At 47.5% G+C, this 22,354-nt stretch carries 8 protein-coding genes; 4 read left to right on the top strand and 4 right to left on the bottom strand.

Translation table 11 applies throughout. From position 1 onward, the window contains the following. Window positions 1–103 precede the first annotated feature (103 nt). Window positions 104–3,367, top strand: coding sequence for a choice-of-anchor tandem repeat GloVer-containing protein (locus AC5JBY_RS15425; RefSeq protein WP_495905504.1), 3,264 nt, complete (start codon window positions 104–106; stop codon window positions 3,365–3,367). A gap of 101 nt (window positions 3,368–3,468) precedes the next feature. Here AC5JBY_RS15425 and AC5JBY_RS15420 read toward each other — a convergent pair whose 3' ends face one another. From AC5JBY_RS15420 to AC5JBY_RS15410, 3 genes are read right to left on the bottom strand one after another with little or no spacing between them, the layout of a single operon-like run. Then, window positions 3,469–4,461, bottom strand: coding sequence for a hypothetical protein (locus AC5JBY_RS15420; protein ID WP_495905503.1), 993 nt, complete (start codon window positions 4,459–4,461; stop codon window positions 3,469–3,471). Window positions 4,462–4,477: 16 nt separating this feature from the next. Continuing rightward, window positions 4,478–6,391 (bottom strand): RagB/SusD family nutrient uptake outer membrane protein, encoded by a 1,914-nt coding sequence (locus tag AC5JBY_RS15415; protein ID WP_495905502.1) that lies wholly within the window; start codon window positions 6,389–6,391, stop codon window positions 4,478–4,480. 11 nt (window positions 6,392–6,402) lie between these two features. Then, a complete protein-coding gene (locus tag AC5JBY_RS15410; RefSeq protein ID WP_495905501.1) occupies window positions 6,403–9,564 on the bottom strand; it encodes a SusC/RagA family TonB-linked outer membrane protein in 3,162 nt (1,053 codons plus the stop codon). A gap of 393 nt (window positions 9,565–9,957) precedes the next feature. On the opposite strand from AC5JBY_RS15410, the gene AC5JBY_RS15405 reads away from it, so the two are divergent. From AC5JBY_RS15405 to AC5JBY_RS15395, 3 genes are all read left to right on the top strand, one after another. Further along, complete coding sequence (locus tag AC5JBY_RS15405; protein ID WP_495905500.1) at window positions 9,958–14,250, top strand: hybrid sensor histidine kinase/response regulator transcription factor; 4,293 nt, start codon at window positions 9,958–9,960, stop codon at window positions 14,248–14,250. Between the two features lie 294 nt (window positions 14,251–14,544). After that, the gene (locus AC5JBY_RS15400) at window positions 14,545–17,568 is read left to right on the top strand and encodes a SusC/RagA family TonB-linked outer membrane protein (RefSeq protein WP_495905499.1); all 3,024 of its coding nucleotides are present in this window, start codon (window positions 14,545–14,547) and stop codon (window positions 17,566–17,568) included. A 9-nt stretch (window positions 17,569–17,577) separates the two neighbouring features. Beyond that, entirely contained in the window at window positions 17,578–19,437 is a 1,860-nt protein-coding gene (locus AC5JBY_RS15395; protein WP_495905498.1) for a RagB/SusD family nutrient uptake outer membrane protein, read from the top strand. Between the two features lie 127 nt (window positions 19,438–19,564). Here AC5JBY_RS15395 and AC5JBY_RS15390 read toward each other — a convergent pair whose 3' ends face one another. Next, window positions 19,565–22,348, bottom strand: coding sequence for a M16 family metallopeptidase (locus tag AC5JBY_RS15390; RefSeq protein WP_495905497.1), 2,784 nt, complete (start codon window positions 22,346–22,348; stop codon window positions 19,565–19,567). Window positions 22,349–22,354: the final 6 nt, after the last annotated feature.

Here is a 22,354-nt window from a genome sequence, read left to right as displayed (position 1 = left end):
TTATTTGCGAAAATGTTAAGTCAGTATCCCGTTTCATTAACTGTCACTGCATTCCGGGAGGTCCTTATTCTACTTTGGAGCCGTATTTAAACATACAGGCACCATGAAACATCTTTACACTCTTCCTTCTTTCCTGATCTTTTGTTTATTATCGACTGTCACCCATGCGCAGGGTATCTATCAGTTGTGGGGTACTACCCAAGTGGGTGGTCCAGACGATATGGGTATTTTATATAGTACAAAATACGATGGCACCGGTCAGGTGATCAAAAAGACCTTTACATATACCAATCCCGGCATAGCTACCGGCCGCAACCGCCCGGTGGTGTACAACAACAAGCTGTATGCTTTGCTTAGCAAAGGAAACTCATCCATATCGGAAGGCGCCATCATTGTGGAGTATGATCCTGCCACGAACGCTTATACAAGAAAAGCAGACCTGCTTGACATCGGGTTTCATGGAGGCAGCGGTTCTGCACTGACCGTTTATAATGGCATGCTGTATGGGTTGGCGTATGATAATAATTCACCGGCCGACGCCATACTGTTTGCATTCAATCCCGCATCCAATTCGCTCACTCTTAAACACCAGTTTACCAATGCTACCGGTGAATATCCTGCGGGCGACCTAACCTTATTCAATAATAAATTATACGGCATCACTATGGAGGGTGGCATCAACAATGAAGGGGTTATTTATGAATACGATCCTGCTAACAATACTTACACAAAGAAGCGAGACCTGTCTGAAGCTGTGACCGGCAAGTTTCCCAGAGGCACTTTCAGTGTATACAATAGCAAGTTGTGGGCAGTGACCAACTCTTACCAAAGTGATGCTACGAAAGGGGCCATTACCTCCTATGATCCTTCCACCAATATTTTCACCAGGCATGCGGTCCTGAGTAGTATTAACGGCCTTACACCTACGGGTGAGGTTGCGTGGTATAACAATAAAGCATACGGCATTACCAATAATGGCGGCTCTTCCGACAATGGTTTGGTTTTTGAGTTCAACCCGGCTAATAACAGCCTTTTAAAGAAAGGCGAGCTCTCTCATTTTAGCACTGGCTTGAATTGTGGTCCTTTTATAGTATATAATGATCTGTTATACACTCAGGCAGCATCAGGCGGTTTTGATGGTGAGGGTACCATCACTGCGTATAATCCTGCCACCGAGCAACTGGACCTGAAAGCATTTTTTGATCCCGCTACCGGTGCAGGCAGCGCAACAGCCCTGACGCAGTACAACGGCAAATTGTATGGCTTTACGCGTAATGGCGCTACTTATGGCCGTGGATGTCTTTTTGAATATTCTATCAACCCCATTCTGTTCACCAAGAAGATCATACTCGGTGGTCCTGAACAGCTACATCCGGACGGCAAACTGGTGTACTACAACAATAAGATATATGGTATTACGCAGGAGGGTGGCGATCATGGTATTGGCGGCATTTATGAATACAATCCCGCTACCGGCGCCTATACTATCAAGGTACACATGCAAAATAGTGAAGGACAGTTTTATGGCCATGGCGGCATGATCGTTTACAACAACAAGTTTTATGGCATTACGCCGAGGGGTGGTGCAACGGATGCCGGCGTGCTGTTTGAATACGATCCGGCTACCAATACTTACACGAAGCGGTATGATTTCCAATATACTACCGGCAGCTCCCCTCATGGTTTGCTGACAGAATATGGCGGCAAATTATATGGCACTTGTTCTGACGGAAGCACCAATGGCATGGGCAATATCTTCCAATATGATCCGGTAACATACACGTATGCGCAAAAAGTGATCTTCAGCAACAGTTCGGGTAATCAACCGCAAGGTGAGCTGCTGTTGCTCAATAATAAATTGTATGGCACTACCGCGCTGGGTGGGGCCAACAATAACGGTACCTTATTTGAATATAGCCCGCTTGCCAACGGGCTTACCAAGCTGGCTGATTTCGATGAGACAACTGTTGGTTCAAGTCCTATTGGAAAACTTGTGCTCTATAAAAATAAATTCTATGGGATTTGTGCCAACAGCAGTGTGGGTTATTTAAGTGGTGCGCTGTTTTGTTACGACCTGGCCGATGGCACACTCACGAAAAAACTAGAGTTGAGTACCTATCCAACAGGAAGATTGCCGAAGGCTGAATTAGTCCTATCCAACAACAAACTGTATGGCACCACTCAACTTGGTGGTGATTATAACTTTGGCGGCACACTCTTCGAGTATGATCCCGAGACTGAAACGCATACGCAACGGATCAAGTTTACCGGCGCGAATGGCCGGTGGCCCGACCGTAACGTACTGCTGCCTGTTCCCGCACCAACAGCACCCGGCAGCCCGGGCTCCTGCGCAAACACCAGCACGGTGAATATACAGGCTGGCAACAGTAACCAATGGATACCTTTTACCGACAATCAAGGCAGGGCAGTTGCAGAGATCAACGCCAATGGAAATATACTTGGCAATGTAACTGTTCGTTACTTTGTGAACGATGGCAACGTGCGGAAGGATAGCAAAGGAACTTTCTACCTCGACCGCAACCTTACTTTTACGGTGGAGCACCAACCCAGCAGCCTGGTGAGTATAAGACTGTACATCCTCAAGTCGGAATACGAAACGCTGAAAGCCACCGCAGGATCAGGTGTAACGGTTCCGTCAGATATTGCGATCTTCCACAACAATGATTTCTGTGCATCTGAAGTAGATGGGAAGGCGGTTAAAATAGCTACGACAGCCGTAAATTGGAGCAATGATTATGTGTACATAGCGCATGTGCCTTCATTCTCCTCTTTCTACTTTGCAACTAACACTGCATTAGCGCTGCCCATACATATCGAATCTTTTACGGGCAAGCCCGAAGCAAACGGCAATCTCCTCACCTGGAAGGCTTCCTGTACCAATGCCGTAGACTTTACGCTGGAAAGAAGCAGCAATGGTATCGATTTTACGCCCATCGGCAAAGTGGTTGCCACCCAACAGGATTGTGCTCATCCTTTCTCTTTTACGGATGCATCTTATCTGCCTGGCAAAAACTATTACCGGCTCATGATGCATGAACAGGGTAATATCACTTACTCTAAACAAGTATTGATAGATCGCAACAACAATAATGGTTTGTCCATACAAGTATTGCCCAACCCCGTAACAGGTTCGCAGGCACAGTTGCAGATCAACAGTGGCATCAAAGGCACGATAGCCATATTGATCACTGATATGGCAGGCCGTAACGTAATAAGCCACAAACTACCGGTAGTGACGGGTGTACAAACCATTCCATTGTCCGTAGGTAATCTGCCGGCCGGTTTGTATGCGGTACGTTATTATGATGGTCAACAGTGGCAATCGACCAGGCTGATCAAGCAGTGATGCCAAGCGCTATAATACACGATAAAAGGCCAGCCCAGGAGGGCCGGCCTTTTTTGATCCCAATTGGTCAATACGCCACATATTGACCAATACACTCTTTCTTATTGTTGAATCTTGATCTGAAATGTCAGGTACCGGCCAGTGAGGTGGTTTCTTCCTGTACTGCTCATGTATGCGATACCGAATTTGCCTTCCGGCGTCTTAAAGTATACACAACTGGTCCCTATAGCAGGAACAGGCGCACCTGCAGCGGGCGCACTATTGGCTACTTCAACGGGACCTGATTGGTCGATGGTTACTTTTGCTGCAGCCGTACCAAGGGAAGATGCACTAATGAGCTTGCCAAAATCGCTTGAGCTGATGGTAAGGCGATTGCTGAAAAGGGTTGTTCTTTTGTTCCAGGCAGCCACATCGTACACGGTGAACGGGGATGGTGATTTGCTCAATGAATACAGGTAGTACCTGTGGTATTCCGGAATGGCGGCAGTAGAGCCAGAGGCGGGCACCTCGGGATAAAACACGCCATAGATGCCGCAATCGATCTTCGAGGAGAGTGAAGGGTTGGCAGCCACTTCGCTGTAACTAAATGTCTCCCCGGTAGTCAGTGAAAGGAAGCAAGGGTTGATCTTTGCAGTGGTATCTGCGGGCCGCACTATCCGCTCGTTGAAATAGGACATGTTATTGACAACATCGATAGTTATCAATTTACCACCATCTCCCATGTAAACTCCTTGCCTGTCCAACGGGTAAACGCGGTAACTGGTTTGGCCGATCCTGGTGGCTTTGATCTTAATGACATTGGAAAAGCTCCTTCTATCCGATGGTTTTATATCTACTTTGGCCGGAGAAGAGGTACCTACCTCCAACAGACAGGCTGCATACATGTCTTTTTTGGATGTAATGGTATATGCTATCGAAACGGTATCGCCATCCATGACTTGTTTATAGCCGGTGATGCTGGTTTTTCCTGTATCATGGAAGGTGATCTCCACGTCTGTGAACATGTTGAAGATATTCGTCCCTTCTTTTTTGCAGGAAGACAAGTAGAGAACTCCTGCAACCGCTATGTATATTATATATTTAATTGACTTCATCGCTTTTGATTTAGTGTTATTTTAACGGATCAAATGTTCCATATTCCCATCCTAATGTCTGATCTATCAACGGGGAAGATTGCAGGAACCCACTATGTATACCATAGAAATAGATCGTTTCAGAAATGCTGATCGCATTGGTAACGTTTCCGATAATAGACGCCTGCGGTTTGAAGTAAAACAGGTAGGTAGTTTTATTATTCATATCCAGGGTATCTCTTCTCCGAAGACCCGTGTTGGGATCGATGCCCTCCAAGTGATCTTTCTTCACCCGCACCCCGGAAGGTTCATTCAATTCCACCACAGGTGCTGAAATAAATTGTCCCGACAGTAAATGAAGCCGCCTTGTTCTGCGAAGATCATGGGCTCTTTTGCCCTCGAAAGCAAACTCTACCATTCGCTCGTTGAGCATCAGGTCACGCATCTGCTCTTTCGTGATGGCTGCAGCCAAACCATAATCGTTGCCTGCAGCGCCGGGCAGGATACCTGCTCTTACACGTATCTGCCTTACGAGGTTCTTTGCTGCAGTCAGGTCACCGGTCTCATTCAAGCACTCTGCATAGTTCATGAGGACTTCTGCAAAGCGTAATTCGATCCAATCGAGTCCATTGCCGCCTTTGTCGTTGGCGATACCGACAGAGCCGGGCGCGAGCGTAATGTCGGAGAAGCGTTTGCAATAAAATGGTTTATTGCTCCCTTCGATCTCATTTTTATATGTCCATTGCTTCGTACCTAATTTCCCGTTGAGCTTCCATGTGCTGCCATTGTAAGCAATAGTGGCATCAAAGCGCGGATCCCTGTTTTTCCAGTAAAACACCGCATCATATGCCGGGTTGCCCGTGATCGGAGTACCGTCGTTCATTGTGTAGGCGTTCAACATCTGGTTGGTAGGTACGTAGCCGTCATAGCCTCCACCTCCGGTGGTGGCGCCTGGTGGTCTCGATTTCGACTCTACATTATTGTATCTCTTTTCCCAGGTCTTCGAGTATGACCGCACAATGATCGCTTCGGGGTTGGCCGTTCCTTCTATCAAGAAAATAGAAGGGTATGCAATCGACAGACTCTTACCAGCTGCCACACAGAGGTCATAGGCTTCTTTATTGGCTTTCAGGGCAATGTCCCAACGAGTTGGATCATGGGGATGGAGGGGATCATTAACGGGGTTGAACTGGGGGCTTGCCCAGTAGAGCAAAATCTTTGCTTTGTAGGCCGCAGCGGCAAATTTTGTCCATTTGCCCCGGTCAGCAGCATCCGTGTAAGGAACTCCATCGAGCTGCACCATCGCTGAATCGAGGTCTGCGATCATTTGTTTAAAGCACCCGGCTGCATTGACACGACCGCCTATATCCAGGTTGTCAGGGTCGGCAGGCTTCAGCAGCAAGGGTACGCCACCATAGGCACGGATCAAATCGAAGTAGCCCATCGCTCTTAATGCATAAAACTGTCCCATCAGGCTTTTTTTACTAAGCGCCGGTATGGGGGCATCCGGAATTTTCGTGAGGGCCAGGTTGCATCTTGCGATGTCGAAATACCTGTTGTCCCACTTTTGTGATCCCTGGTATTTATTGCCGATCAATTTGATATCGTTGGCTAACAATGTCTGCCCTAATCCATATACCTTTTTCAATATGGCGTCGCCTGTTGCTGCCAGTACGTTCTCATCCGATCCCCAGAAGTACCAGGGGATATTGCTGGAGCTGAAGTTCTGTGTCTCGAAAGGATAATCGGGCATGATGACACTGTAGGTACCATTGAGGAAAAGCTGAATAGCGCCTTCTTCCTGCCATAACCGTTCGTCCATCGCATTGTGATCCGGCAATATAAAATCGGTTTTCTTACAGCCTGAAAGGCTTCCTGTCAATACAGCGGTTGCCAGTAACAGGGCAATCAATGTTCTGTATCGTTTGTTATTTGAGTGATTGAATTTCATGTTGAATAGTTTTACAAGCTTACGTTTAGACCTACGGATATTGTTCTGAGTGTAGGATAGTCCAATACGCTGGAGGTGTATGGATCTTTATATGGTAAAGGGTTTACAATGGTCCACAGGTTATTTCCTGTTGCCATGATCCTCGCACTGTTCATCCCTATGCAGGATAATATTTGCTGAGGGAGTGTATAACTTAAGGTGAGGTTGTTGACGCGTATCATGGTACCATTTACCGCCCAGAAGGTAGATTGCTTGCTCAGGCCGGGGTCATCTGTTCGTGGGAACAAGCCATTGATGTTATCTACTGTCCAGTGGTCTTTCCAAAACGCATCTACGTTGTCTGTTTTGGTGGGTCCTTTCTTGGCCTGGTCATCGTAAAATACTTTTCCTCCAAGGTTTGCAGCGATATTGGCATTCAGGCTCAATGCGCGGTAGCTAAACCCTAACGTGATGCCCGTAACAACCGGATTGGGATGTTTGAACATGGGCACGTAATCTCTTTCATCGATCCTGCCATCTTTGTTTACGTCTTCGTAATACATCCATCCTCTTTGTGGCACGACTGTAAACAGGGTGTAGTTGGGATATTTAGCTAATAGTGCATCTACTTCTTGCTGTGTTTTGAGCAGGCCTTTCGAGATCAAACCGAAATTATTGGTATTGTAAATAGCGGCGTTGGTGCCTACGAAATATTGCCAGTCTTCCGGCGTGTTCTCAAAATACCTGTATGGATTCATCAATCCTTTTTTCTGGTAGCTGCTGTTGAGGGCGATATTGAAATCTGCAGTAATCCTGATATCCCTGCCAATATTGGTGCGGTAGCCAATGGACAACTCCAGGCCATCGGTTACGGTTTGCGCATAATTGACAGCGGGAGGGGTAAATCCTGCAAACATCGGTACGCTTTGCGAAGCGTAGGCATCGAACTGATCATAGTTCAACCGGTGAAATGCCTGGAGGTTGAAGTCCAGTTTATTGTTGAACAGCTGTGCTTCTATGCCTACATTCCATGTTCCGGCTTTTTCCCAGGTGATGTTGGGATTGGGGAACCGGGTGGGGTTCAGGGAAGCGTTTTGGTTTTCTCCGTAGATATAACCGGTGTTTGCGAGATCGACCTTGAAGTTCTCCTGCCATAGTCTGGTGCCTACATCGCCGGGACGGTCATCACCTGTAACGCCATAATTGACTTTCAATCGCAGGCCATTGATGAACGGAAACCTGTCCCTGAAAAAGTTCTCATTGCCTATATTCCAGCCCACACCGACGTTGTAGGAAAATCCCCAAATATTGTCTACTGCAAATCGTGTAGAGGCATCGTAGCGGGCTATGGCATCAAAGAAATATTTCTTATCGAAGTCGTAGCTCAACCTGCCGAGGAAGGACTGTTTGATATTTTCAGTGGCGCTAATGCCCTGGTTGACGAAGGTGGTTTGGTTGAATGCCCAGGTTTCGTCGATGTTACTGATCTGTTGATCGGTATAATAAAACCGGGCGCTTTGGCTGCCGCCTTTGGTGCGGTCGGCACCTGCCATGGCGCTGAAGCTGTGGTCTCCTATCTTTTTTACATAATTGACGGTGAGGATGCCCTGGTAGCTCGATGACCTGGAGTATTGATTGGTAATTCTTGCATTGACAGCAGACACCCCTACTCCACTTGCCACACCGTCCGGCGCCAGCGGCGTGATGTTCAATTGATCGGAGTAGAGTAAATTGTTGTTGCCAGCCCGGAGAAAATCATAGAGTTTGTATGCGGGCGAATATGTTTTACCGGCTGCATTGCCTCCCGACTGGGCAAATTGAAAACGGATGGTTAATCCTTTTACGGCAGCGGGGGAATAGTTGAGGGCTGTATTAACCTGGTAGGACGTGTTTTTATCTTGCTGGTAATAGCCTGAGTTGGTGAGGGCCAGGGGATTTCTTACGTTACCGGAACCGAGGAATACCGGTTTGCCTCCTATTTTCAACGGGACCCACTTAGGGGTCTTGACCAATGTCATAAAAAAGTTCTGGTCGGTTTCGTCGAAACCGTTTTGACTGTTCCTTATGTTGTGGTTGACTGTAAAATTCACATCCATCTTCAATCCGGGTATTACGGTTGCCGTCATGCCGCTGCGAAACCCATAGCGGTCCATGCTCATGCCGGCATAGTTGGCATTTTCGTTCTGGAAATTTCCTCCGGCAAAAAAGGTGATCTTATCATTTCCTCCGCTCATGCTTAGATTATGTCTTTGGGTGAGGGAAGCCTGCCACATTTCGTCGTACCAGCTTTTAATGGGATTGGTCTTCAGGTATTCGAGGTCGGCCTGTGAAAAGTAATCTGCTGCGGACACGTTTTGTTTTGCATCATAGGTTTCGTTGAGCAGCAGGGCGTGCTCATACGCGGAGAGCATGTTGGGCTTTCTGGCCGCATCGGTGTACCCCGCATATCCGTTGTAGGTCAAGGTAGTCTTGCCTATCTTGCCCCGTTTGGTCGTGATGAGTACCACTCCTTTTGCCCCGGTGGCGCCATAAATAGCGGCTGTAGCGTCTTTTAATATAGTAAGTTCTTCCACCAAGGCGGGATCAAGTGCATCGAACTGTCCTTTATCGACAATAATTCCGTCGATGACATACAGGGGCTCTGTGCCTGTGAGGCCGGATGGATTGGTACGGGCGTTCCTGATATTGATTGAAATGCTCGCGCCGGGTCTTCCTGAATTGGCGCTGACGCCCACGCCTGCCAACCGGTTTCTCAGGGCACCGGCAATATTGGGAGCAGGAATATCTGCAATCTCGGCAGCCTTGATAGTGGATACGGCGCCCAACACTTCAGACTTCTTTTTGGCTCCATAACCGACCACCACTACATCGTCGAGCGACACATTCTGCTTCACGAGCAAGATATTGATGCTGGCATCGTTGCCCAGCTTTACTTCCTGTCTGATAAAGCCAACATGGCTGATGACCAATACATCTTCTTTATCGCCCACGTTGATCCTGAATTCTCCTTTCTCATCGGTTAACGTGTTTTGTTTGGAGCTTTTAATGGCGACCGATACGCCGGCCAAGGGGGTTCCGGCTTCTTTATCGATGATCTTTCCGGTAATGGCCCGATTCTGGGCAGCAATATCCGGACTCATAAGCAGCATAATAAGTAGTGCGGGAAGAAATCCCAACCATCGTTTTAATGTCATATGGCAGTAATTTTAATCTACCTCAAACGTACCTGTTAGTTCAAGGACAGGCGTTCACTTTTCGGACAAATACGTTTAAAGATTGGACAGGCTGTATACCTCCGTATTGTAAATCAATGTTTCCGGATTTATTTGGTAGCTGGAAGCACTTAAAGATGTGCGCATGCGAAACATCTTCCGGTCGATATGATGGGAGCAGGCTTAGTAAAATAGTCCATCATTTTGCCTGAATCTGCCATTTCCAGGCGAAGGCTTCTTAACTAATTTAGAATACAGAAATAACTGCTTTTATAACGACGATTTGCTGCTATGAACGCTTGTAAATACTTTTTGTATTTATTCGTATTTATTTTCCTTCTAACAATAAATACGCTTGCGCAACCAAGGTGCAAGGTGGAATATTTTTCAACAGAGCAAGGTCTCTCTCACAGCAGGATCAGTGAAATCTTAAAGGACAATGAGGGGTTTATGTGGTTTGCCACCTGGGATGGCATCAACCGGTTTGACGGACGCAGCTTTGTATCGTACAAGGCCAACCAGGGAGAGATGTCGCAAAAGGGCGACTACAGGATTGCCCAGATCTTAGAAGATGAATCCGGCTATTTGTGGATCAGAACGTATCGCAACCACGTGTATCGTTTCGACAAAAAGACAAAGGCTTACTTTCCCGTCTCCTCCCTTGTTTCAACTGATGCCAAACAAGACATTTGCTTCGATAAGATCTATTCTGTGAGCAATGGCTTTGTGTGGATCAAATCTCCTACGAACGGGCTCTTTTGTTTTCCCCAACATAGTTTGACCAATAGGCAAATCAGCAGGTTTAGTACCGATCAGCCGAAGCATCGGCAATTGCCCTCCAAAACGATCCGTGTTTTTCATGAAGACATGGATCATCGTATCTGGATCGGTACACCCGATGGGTGGTGTTGTCTTGCGCAATCGGGCTCCGGACAATATGAAAAGAAAAATATTATTCCGGATGGGATAGCGCGTAGAGAACTAACTGATGTCGAAGAGGACAAGAACAATATTTATTTCAGCACGGTCGATGGAAGCATGGTCATCTATAATAAGCAGCAGCAATCGTTTTCCACTTACAAGATGACGAACAGCAGGATCAACAGCATTTTACGATCGCTCAAGGCTCCCGTGGTATATGGAACAACTGCTGACGGACATGTTATTACATTCAGTATTACCAACAATACTTTTTCTACCAAGCAATATCGTCACGAAAGTTTGTATTCCCTATACGAGGATCAAACGGGGGCTTTGTGGATCGAGCCGAAAGACTCGGGGGTGATCCGCTTCAACCCAATCAATTCATCATTTTCCTTTTTCTCACAAGCTGCAGCAGGCCCTACAAAATTGATGGGCAATCATTTCAATGTCTTTGAAGACGTTCGCGGGACTATCTGGGTAAATATGAAAGCGGGTGGATTTGGTTATTACAATGCTGCCCGCTCAACGATGGAATATTCTCTCGATGCGGTGAATATGCCTGGCTTCCAGCTACCTCAATCTGTTGACAGAAGTTACTATGACAGCACCGGAGTATTGTGGTTGCGCATGCATGGCGGATTGCTCGTCCGGGTTATTTTGCAGGAAGATAATTTTAAGCAGCAATTGCTGGCTGACCAGCGGACAGGATATGGATATAATGAGGTAAGGGGTATTTTGTGCGACAACCGGAACAGGTTATGGCTGGCTTCCAAGAGAGGGAAGCTGTACCTGCGGCAGGATGAAAAATGGGTAAATGGATTTTTGACGAATGAGCCTGCAGGTGGACTCGGTAATGTGTATGTTATTTTCGAGGATAGCCGCCACAATGTATGGCTGGGCACTAAAGGCAATGGTCTTTTTAAGGCAACACCTAAGGACAGCCAATGTACGCAATATGAACTGACACATTTCTCAACGGGCAATAGCAAGGGCGAAGGCCGGAATGATATTTATTCCATTATAGAAGATAAATCTGGTTGTATCTGGGTAGGTACTTATGGAAGTGGTTTGGCTATGGTATCAGCACACAGCGACAGCCTGCAGTTTATACATCATGCGGGCGCTTTCAAAAATTATCCCCAGGAAAGATTCGCAAAGATCCGTCATATGAACCTGGATAATGCCGGCAATATCTGGGTGGGCGCCACGGATGGGCTGCTGATCATACATCCCGACTACTCTCCTACTGCTTCTTATATCTTTAAAAGCTATTCCAGAGTTCCGGACAGGGGGACTGGCCTGGCGAGCAGTGATATCCAATTCATCTATCGCAATCCGGGAGGAGGCATGTGGCTGGCGACCGCGGGTGCAGGTATCTGCCTGGCTACCGGCAATCCGATCACGGGATTAGCATTTAAAAGTTATACAACGAGGGATGGTTTGCCGAATGATTATGTGTTAAGCTGTACAGGTGACAGCGCAGGGAATCTGTGGATCGCTACTGAAAATATCCTTTCGAGGTTCAACCCTGCGACTGGTATTTTCCGGAACTATGACTCCTACGACGACTTGCCCAAGGTAAATTTCTCCGAAGCGGCTGCGTGTCGTGAGCTAACAAATGGCAACCTCATATTTGGCAGCTCTGATGGTTATATTGTCTTCGACCCCAACCATGCAAGTATGCGGCCCGTGAGCGCCAATATCGTTTTTACCAACTTGCAGATCAATAAGCAGGATGTACACACGCTCGATAATACAACAGCAGCGAAGACCGATATCAATTATACGTCTGAACTGCTGTTGAAGTATAATGAGAATATCATCAATATCGACTATGCGTTATTAGACCCGCGTGCCGGTAACCGCCAGGCTTTTGCTTATCGCCTGATTGGTTTCGACACTACGTGGCATGCAGACCGGGCATTCAAGGGAGCAGCGTATACGAACCTGCCTCCCGGTGATTACACACTCGAAGTCAGGAGTCTGTATGATGAGTTGTATGTAACCACGCCCTATAAACGGCTACACATTACCATTTTGCCTCCACCCTGGAAAACCTGGTGGGCGTATTTATGTTATGCCGTATTTATTGTACTTGTTCTTGCCATCATCAGGCATCATGCCTTGAAGATGGTAAAGCTGCGCAACAAGGTGATCGTGGAACAAAGGTTATCGGAGCTCAAGCTTAATTTCTTTACAGGTATTTCGCATGAGCTCAGAACTCCCCTTACACTGATTGTCAATCCGCTCGAAGTGATCGCCAACAGAGAACGGTTATCACCCGAAGGGGCTACCTACCTGGAAGTAGCACGGAGAAATGCAGACAGGATGATCCGGTTTACCAATCAGTTGCTGGACCTGCGGAAGATACAAAGTGAAAAGGCAAGGCTTACCATATCGAGGATAGAGGTGGTTGGTTTTGTGCAAAAGATCTGCGATCATTTTATAGAGGCCATCGACAGCAAGCAGATCAGATTGGAGCTTTCTGCTGAAGCAAAGGAGATATTTGTATTTGCAGACATCGAGAAACTCGATGTCATCATTTATAATTTATTGAGTAACGCCATCAAGTTTTCCCCGAAGGGCGAAGTGATCAGGATATTCATTGAGTCCTGTGCGGCCGACAATAATTTTACCATTATTGTACGCGACCATGGTCCGGGCGTTACAATGGAGAAGATCGGGGAAATATTCGAGTTGTTCCAGCAGGGAGAAAACACGACAGATACCTATTTTAAAAGCAACGGAATTGGCCTCGCTCTATGCAAAGAGTTTGTGATGATGCATGGAGGGGCTATCCATGCGGCCAACAATGAGGATGGCGGCCTGACGATGACCGTGACCATGAAACTGGGGCATGAATTTGCCGGTATGGTTGCCTCCAACAAGTGCCCTGAAGCCCCGGTTGAACTGCCCGGGAACGAACTATCAACGCATGTTGATGCAGGACCGCTTTCTGAAGCTCCGCTGTTGTTGCTGGTGGAGGATAACAGCGACTTATGCCTGTTTCTAAGGGGGCAGCTGAGCGAATCTTTCCGGGTAGAGACGGCCTCGAATGGCAAGGAAGGATGGGAGAAAGCGCTTGCGCTGGTTCCCGATCTCATTGTAAGTGATATTATGATGCCGGAGATGGATGGCATCCAGTTGCTGGATAAAATAAAAAACGACATCCATACGAGTCATATCCCCGTAGTGCTTCTTTCCGCCAAATACTCGATTGAAAGTCAGGTAGAGGGTTTGAAGTATGGCGCTGACTGTTACATTACCAAGCCTTTCAACAATGCGTTGCTGGTGGCGTCTATCAATAATATATTGCGTCAGCGAAAGAAGTTGTCCGAATTGCTCGTACAAAGAAAGCGGCCCGCCTCTGTGAACGCCGACCGGGTTGTGATGACTTCCAAGGATGAAGCTTTTATCAAAAATGTGATCCTGACCGTGGAAGAGAGAATGATCGATGCGCAGTTTAAAATTGAAACGATTGCAGAGGCTATGGCCATGGGCCAAAAGACCTTTTACCGGAAGTTAAAAAGCCTGACGGGTGTGGCACCGGGGGAATTCGTTCGCGATATCCGTCTGCAAAAGGCAAAGCAACTGCTGGACACGCATACGAATAATGTTTCAGAGGTCGCCTACCTGGTAGGGTTTACCAGCCCTAAATACTTTGCAACCTGTTTTAAAGAAAAATACCAGGTTTCTCCTTCCGATTATTTGAAGTCGGGACAGGTGCAGGTGTTATCGGCTTAATGTGGTTGAATGACTATCTTTTCATACAGCTCTTCGAAGGCGCCCCACCCTTTCGCAAAATCGTGGTTGCAAAGCCAGAGGCTTTGAAATACCCGTCACCAGCCAGAGGCTGGCGACTGAGGAACTTCGACAACCCTTCGACAGGCTCAGGGTGACAGCAATTCGGGGTGACAGCTTAAGGACATTGTCCAATCTTTGAACCTAATTGTCCAAATCCTGTACTGCTTTTTTTCTGTTAGCGGATAGGTTTGTTTATTATTTGCCCGTACGTGGCAATTTTAAACAAGCCTGCATATGAAACGACTGTTACCATTATTATTCTCCTTTTGCATTATTGTGAATGGCGCCCTGGCACAAACGGGCCGTATAACGGGTACCATTAAAAACCCTACCGGCGAGCCGCTGGCTGGCGCCACGGTCCAGGAAAAGGGTACTACGAACTCGGTAATCTCAGACACCAGTGGCCATTTTTCCATCACCATTACACGACCGGCGGCCGTGCTCCAGGTATCTTTTGCGGGTTATCAAAATGAAGATGTGAAACTGGCCGGCAAAACCAGCGTGCAGATCGTTCTACAAATTGCCGCAGCCAGCAACCTGAATGATGTGGTGGTGATCGGGTATGGTTATGCCCGGCGGAAAGACCTGACGGGTTCTATCGCTTCGGTGAAAGCTAAAGATATTGCGCTCAGTCCCGTGAGCAGTCCTATGGAGGCCCTGCAGGGACGTGTTTCCGGTCTGGACATTCAACGAACAAGTGGTCAGGCCGGAACAAGTCCTGACGTGCTGCTGCGGGGCAACAGGTCGATCAACGGCGGTCAGGAGCCGTTGTATATTATCGACGGTATCCCTGGCGATATCAACAATTTGAATCCATACGACATCGAGACGATCGATGTATTGAAGGATGCGTCGGCCACTGCCATCTATGGCGTTCAGGGGGCCAATGGGGTTATTATGGTGACGACCAAAAAGGCCGTTGCCGGCAAGCTGCAGGTTGATGTGAACAGTTATTACGGTATCAACGGGTTTGCTTCGTTTCCGAGACCTCAGTATGGTGACAAGTGGATCGAGTATATGAAGGACCGTTACCGGGTGTCTACGGGTAACGAGCCTACGCAACCTATCGACTATTTAACGCCTGAGATGATCAGTCTCCTCGACAAGGGCCAATGGGTGAACTGGGTGGATGAAACGCTGCGGCAAGGCGCCCAACAAAATCATTATATTTCTTTACGGGGCGGCAACGATAAGCTAAGAGGCTATCTCACGCTGGGGTATGCAGGTGAAAAAGGGATTTATAAATATGACCAGGTAAATATCTTCAGCTCGAGGTCGGGGCTTGACTTCAATTTCAACAAATTTATCAAAGCCGGTATTCAAAACATTGTCAGTGTTCGTAATGGTGAAAGCACCAACAGCCGGGTGAATAAGGCATACGGCCTCGTTCCGTTGGGTGTTCCCTACAATCCCGATGGCTCTATCAATGTCCGGCCATTGGGGGCCAGCAATGCCACGGTGAGCCCGATCGCTAATTATGCTCCGGGGGTGTATATCGATGAGGAGAAAAGCCTGAGCCTGAATGTTTATCCTTACGTGGAAATAAGTCCTGTACGCAACCTGATGATCCGTTCCAACTTCGGGGTCACCTTGTCTGGCAGCCGCTCGGGTGGCTTTGAGAACGAAAGGTCTTATAATATGCTTATTGAAAGCAGGGTGACCAAACAGGGGACGTATGAAACGGGTGTTGGGTATAATTACAATTGGGAAACGTTTGCTTCTTACAATTTCAAGTTTAAGGAGGATCATCAGTTTTCTGTTACTGCGCTTACTTCAATGGCCAAATCAAAGGATGAAGAAAGCTCTCTGATCGTTACCGGCCTGGATTACGACAAGTATCTGTTTTACAATATGGGTGCAGGAACCAACGTAACGAGCAGATCGACAAAATATGAGGAAACGAGCAGAATGTCTTATGGTGGCAGGCTCAACTATAATTATAAGGGTAAATATTTTTTGACTGCTTCCAATCGCTGGGATGGCGCCTCTCAACTGGTTGACCACTGGGCTTCTTTCCCGTCTGTTGCCGTGGCGTGGAGGATCAGTGATGAAAATTTCATGGCCACCACGAGCTCGTGGTTGAACTATTTAAAAATAAGGGCGAGTTATGGTGTAACGGGTAACAGCAAGATCGATCCCTACCAGGGGTTAACAGAGGTAGTGTCCAAAACCTCTGCCAGTCTTTCTCTTGGCGGTACGGCCATGCTGCCCGTATTCGTGCTGAAGCAGGCATTGGCCAACCCTGACCTGACCTGGGAAAAAAGTTATTCGGCCAACCTGGCGCTCGAAATGTCTTTGTTTGACAACAAGATTGATATAACAGCGGAAGCTTATCATACCAATACCAAGGGGGTGTTATATCGCAGGAAGATGCCTTTTACTTCGGGTGGCTTCGATGCGAAGAATGCTTATACCAAAGCTTCCAACATTGCCGAAACAGAGAATGACGGCATAGAGATCGCGATCAACAGTAAGAACATCAACACACCCACCTTTCAGTGGACCTCTACTTTAATATTTACGATGGCCAAAGAAAGGCTTGTTGGTATCAATCTGGGCAACAAGGATGCGGCCACGCAATTGATATCGGAAGGTTTGTTTCCCGGTCATCCGCTTAAAAGTTATTATGGCTATAACAAGATCGGCATCTGGCAATATGCAGATACTGCTCAAGCACGCCTGTATGGCGCCAGGGCTGGTGATATCAGGCTGGCAACTGTTCCATTGATGGTGAATGGTGTATCAGATAAAGGAGTGCATGTCTATTCGCCTGCCGACAGGATGGTGCTTGGGCATCAGAATCCTGATTTTTACCTGGGTTTTCAAAACAACTTTACTTACAAAAATTTCGATCTGACCGTTTTCATCACTATGCGATATGGTCAAACGATCAATGCGCAATTATTGGGGTACTGGAATACGGTAGCGCAACCGGAGTCGTATGATTATTGGATGCCGGATAATCCGACGAATGATTTTCCACGGCCCGGGTCGGGCTTTAGTTCAACGTATTCATCAGCGCTTGCTATTGTAGATGCCTCTTATCTTAAAATCAAGAACCTGACATTCGGCTATTCCCTACCACAAAGGGCTGCCAAGAAAATAGGTCTGTCAAGGTTGAGAGTATATGGCACTGCTTATAACCCATTGATCTTTGTAAAGAACGATATGCTGAAAGACGTGGATCCGGAAACAGGCGGAACAGATTCTTTCCCGTTGTACAAGCAGATCGTATTTGGCATCAACCTGTCATTTTAAAACTGAAGTATGAAAAATACCATCAAAAATATTGCTATAGCTATCGTTTGCCTGCCTTTGTGCATAACATCGTGTCAGAAGCTCACTGAATATAATCCTGCTACTGTGAGTGTAGATGAAGCTTTTAAGGATAAGACCGGCCTCGAAGGCGCCATCAACGGCTGTTATACGGACCTTTATTTCCTGCATGGAAAAATCGACTTCATCGGCCCAACTGATCTCGGCACCGACAGCTGGATCAATATTGGCGGGAACGAGTCTGGTTTTTCTGTGTATGATAACACATTGAATACGTCAACAGGTACATTGGGGACCTTGTGGAATACGTTTTACTCGCTTGTGAATTACTGTAATACTGCCATTATTTATTCAAAGGGAGTGGCAGGATATGCTAACCAGGCTGAGATCGACGCCAAGGTAGCGGAGGCTCATTTTATCAGGGCTTATGCGAACTTTAATCTTGTTGAGCAATTTGGCGGTGTTGTGCTACTGACGAAGTCTGCCGCTACGGGTGGCATAGAGTCTGCACCTAAGAGAACGGAAGAAAAAGTGTTTTATGATTCGATCATTACAGACCTCAAGTTTGCCTGTGCCAATCTACCTTATCAGCAAACGCTGCGGGGCAGGGTGACGAAGAAGGCGGCTTATGCCTTGCTGGCAAAAGTATATCTGCAACGCACCAGGCTTGGTGAAAAAACGGAATATGCACGACTCGCCCTGGAGACCGCCGAAGAGCTGATCAACAACCAAGGGACTTACAAGTGTGGCCTGTATACCAGCGACAATAGCAAATCTGGTTTTACCAAATTATGGGAAGGGGCGAGTAATAAAAACAATACGGAGTTTTTGTTTATTCAGGCAGTAGATGGTGTGACGTTTATCAATCCCGAAACTTTTAACCGTGGGCGTACCAGGCAATATTATCTTCCCGACCTCGGCAGCAGGGGTGCTGAATGGGGAAGTGCGGAAACAAATATTTTGTATGGACGTGCAAACACGAGGCGTTTCCGGCCAACCAAATATTTGTTGACAAACATTTTTGAGCCCAGCGCCACGACAGCGGATACACGATTTAAAGAAACGTTTACATATAAATTCTATGCAACTGTTGACAAAACTATTTCCTCCGCTTTGGTGACGACCTATAAGAAAGATGCGTCTTTAGTCGGGAAAGTTATTCTCAGCACTGTTGCGCCAGTGACCGGGCCTGCCGCCACCCAGAATATGGAGGAGGAAAAGAACATGACCAATGATGCAGGGTTGGCCGTGTTTGCGCCCAACTGGATTGTTCCGGAGGCGGATAAAAAGCTGATGCCATACCTGGTGGCAGACCCGGGTGATATTTTTAGCCCTGTGACCGGTAATTATAAGGTAGCAGCAGAAATACCAACGGGCGATCCTAACCTCACGAATATTTTCCCTGCTTTCAGGAAGTTCTCTTCCAAAATGTGGGTGTATACGAATCAGTACTGGGAAGGTGATATGCCGATCATTCGATTGGGCGATATCTATCTTGTGGCGGCAGAAGCTGCTATACTGCAAAACAACGATCAGCAAAAGGCGGCGACCTACCTCAACACGCTCCGTAAAAGAGCTGCGTTGATAAGCCGGGAGACTGAGATGCTCATTACGCCGGCGCAAGTCGATATAGCTTTCATTGCAAAAGAACGTGGCCGGGAGCTTACCGGCGAACATTGGCGCTGGTATGATATGAAACGTATGGGGTTGTTGACAAAAGAATACCTGCAATCAACGAATCCCGCTGCCTCTGTAAACTTTGTAAACAGTAAACATATTATCCGGCCAATTCCTCAATCAACCCTGGATGGTATTACCAATGCGGCGGAATTTGGCAATAACGGATATTAACGCTCTCTTCATATGGCACTCACAATCAAGAAAAGGCTACGGAAACGTAGCCTTTATCTTTTTAAACAGCCCCTTGATGTGATCTCGGGGCTGTTATTCAGAACTGTAACGGGGAACAGTCTAAATATTATGGCTCGGGCATTAGTATCAACCGGATGTAGTTGTCTGGATCGATGTATTGACGAGCAGCCTGCTGTATGGACTGTATCGTTATCGTATTAAGCAAAGCGTTGGGATGTAGTACTCCATTGACTGGTTCGTCGTTCTGCAGTGCATATACTATATATCCTCTCCAGTAGGCATTGGTGCTTATTTGTGTTTCTGCTGCTCTTGTTCTCTCTGCCATAAACTTACCGATCTCATCGGCGGTGGGACCATCGGTTTTGATCTTTTCGATTTCCTCCTGGACAGCGGTTATCAGTTTCTCCACATTGCCAGAGGCACAGGTGATCTGTATGGAAAAGGTGTAACGGCTTTGTGGCTTTTTGTTGTAGGACACACCGGCTTGCGGGGAATAAGCGCCTCCTTCCAGTTCGCGTATCCTACTGGTCATCCTATACTGCAAGATAGTACCTAATGCGGAGAGCTGTGTGTTGTTGGCTTCATTGAACTGGTATTTGCCACTATAGTAAAGCCTGATGGTTGCTTTATTGTCTTTGCCTTTGTACACTGTTTTGCTGATCTTTCCTTCGGGCATGGGAATGCCGGCGCCTTTTGCCTGTTCTCTATTGGCGGCGGCAGGCAGGGAACCGAGGTAGCGTTCTATGAGTGGAATAAAGGTGGCGGTGTCGATGTTGCCAGTAAATACAAATGTAAAGTCGCCGGCGTTGGCAAAGCGTTCTTTATAGATGTTATATGCTTTGTCAAGATCGATGGAATCCATCCGGCTGACCGTTATAGGTTGACGGCGGTAATGGTATTGCCCCAGCACAAGGTTTACCGTATCGGCAAACATGGCTTCGGGATTGTTGTGCCTGTTGGCTATCGCGGCTTTGCTGCTGCTGATAATGTTGTGGAAGATGGCGGTATCCTTACGGGGTGCGGTAAAGTACAGGTATGTCAACTGTAAAGCGGTTTCGAGGTCTTTGGGCGTGGCTCCACCGCTGATGCCTTCATATCTTTCCTGTATGTAGGGTTGCACCTGCACGGATCTACCTGTCAGCATCTTGCTTAATTGAACGGGGGTGAACGTGCTGACGCCGTTGGCAACCATCAATTGCACGGCATTGGTGGCGCTGAGGAATACTTCATCGCCATATAAGGATGTGCCTCCTTCACTGAATGCCGTGAAGGTTATTTCTTCATTTCTGAAGTCGGTGGCTTTCGTCCACACTTTTACGCCGTTGTTCAGGGTGTAGATGGTCATGGCGATGCTGTCCATCTTTTCGCGTTTGATCACTTTACCGGCAACAGGCAAGGTGGACAGCAAGGTTTGCTGGCTGCCTTCGTCTTTCCAGGGCGACAGCTTCTCTCTTTTTACTTTTGCGATCCAACTATTGACAGTGGTTTCACCGGGCAAAGTTGTTCTTTCTTTTTCGGGGGCGTAGATAAAGATATCGCGGTCGGTGTCTTTGATGGCTTTGGCAACAGCTGTATTGAGGTCCTGTAAAGTGATGCCGGCGATCAGTTCTTTGGTCAGGGCAGCTTCGGCGGTGATGCCTGGCGCGGCTGCGCCGCGCAGGAAATATTCGAGGTATTCTTTTACGTAAGCCGAGGAAGGCGTTTTACTGCTTTCTTTTACGGCATTGTCCATGCGCGTGAGCCAGGAAGTTTTGGCTCGTTCCAACTCACTGGTGGTAACACCTGTTTGCTGCAGGCGTATGACCTCTGTCCATACAGCATTGAATGCTTCTTCGGTCCTGCCGGGTTTGGGAACAATGTTTACACTGAAGGCGTCCAGTCCGCCCATGAAGCCCTGCATACCGGCGCCAGCCTGTGTGAAAGGGGGATTGGACTTAGCAGCTAATTCGCGGAAGCGGCCAGCAAGGGCCTGGTTGTACAAAATGCGGATGAGCTGATCCCGGAAGTCGGCTTTGGTTTTCATTGCCAGCTCCGGCTGCTTGATGGTAATGCTGATCTGCGTAGTGGTCTGCTCCGGATCGGTCAATATTTTGAACTGGTCTTTTCCGGTGAGGGGAATGGTGTATTGCTGTACCGGGCGTTTGACGGCAGGATTCTTCAGGTCACCGAACAGCTTTTTGATCTGCTGCTCGATGGCATTGACGTCGATATCTCCTACTACGATCAATGCCTGCTGATCGGGGCGGTACCAGTCTTTGTAAAACTTTTTTAGTGTGGCGGGCGTGAATGTTTTAAGGACTTCTTCAGTACCGATGGGTAAGCGGACTGCATAGCGGGAATGATTCATTTGCAGGGGAAAGGCGCTGTCCTGCATACGCTGCCCGGCTCCGAGGCGCAAGCGTTTTTCTTCCAGCACTACACCCCGTTCTTTATCGATCTCTTCTGTTTCGAGGGTGGCATCGGCGGCCCAGTCGCGCATGATCTGTAACCCATTTCTGACGATGGAAGTATCATCGGAAGGCAGGGGTAACTGGTAAACGGTTTCAGTGAAGCTTGTGTAGGCGTTGAGGTCGGCACCGAAGCGTACGCCTGACTTTTGCAGGTATTCTATCAGCTGGTTTTTAGGATAGTGTTTGGTACCGTTGAAGCTCATGTGCTCCATGAAGTGGGCCAGGCCACGCTGGTTGTCGTCTTCCTGGATGGAGCCGATCTTGTTGGCCAGGTAAAGGACTACGCGATGCTTCGGTTCGGTATTGTGACGGATATAGTAGGTAAATCCATTGGATAGTTTGCCCGTTCTGACCGCGGGGTCGAGTGGCAGGGTTTGAGCGAAGCTGGCGGAAGATGCTATGAGTAATAAAGAGAGTATTCTATTTTGAATAGGAAGCATAAAATG

The sequence above is a fragment of the Paraflavitalea sp. genome (assembly GCF_059502485.1).
Note: the sequence above shows the minus strand (reverse complement) of the source record. Positions and strands in the feature narration are given on the sequence as shown.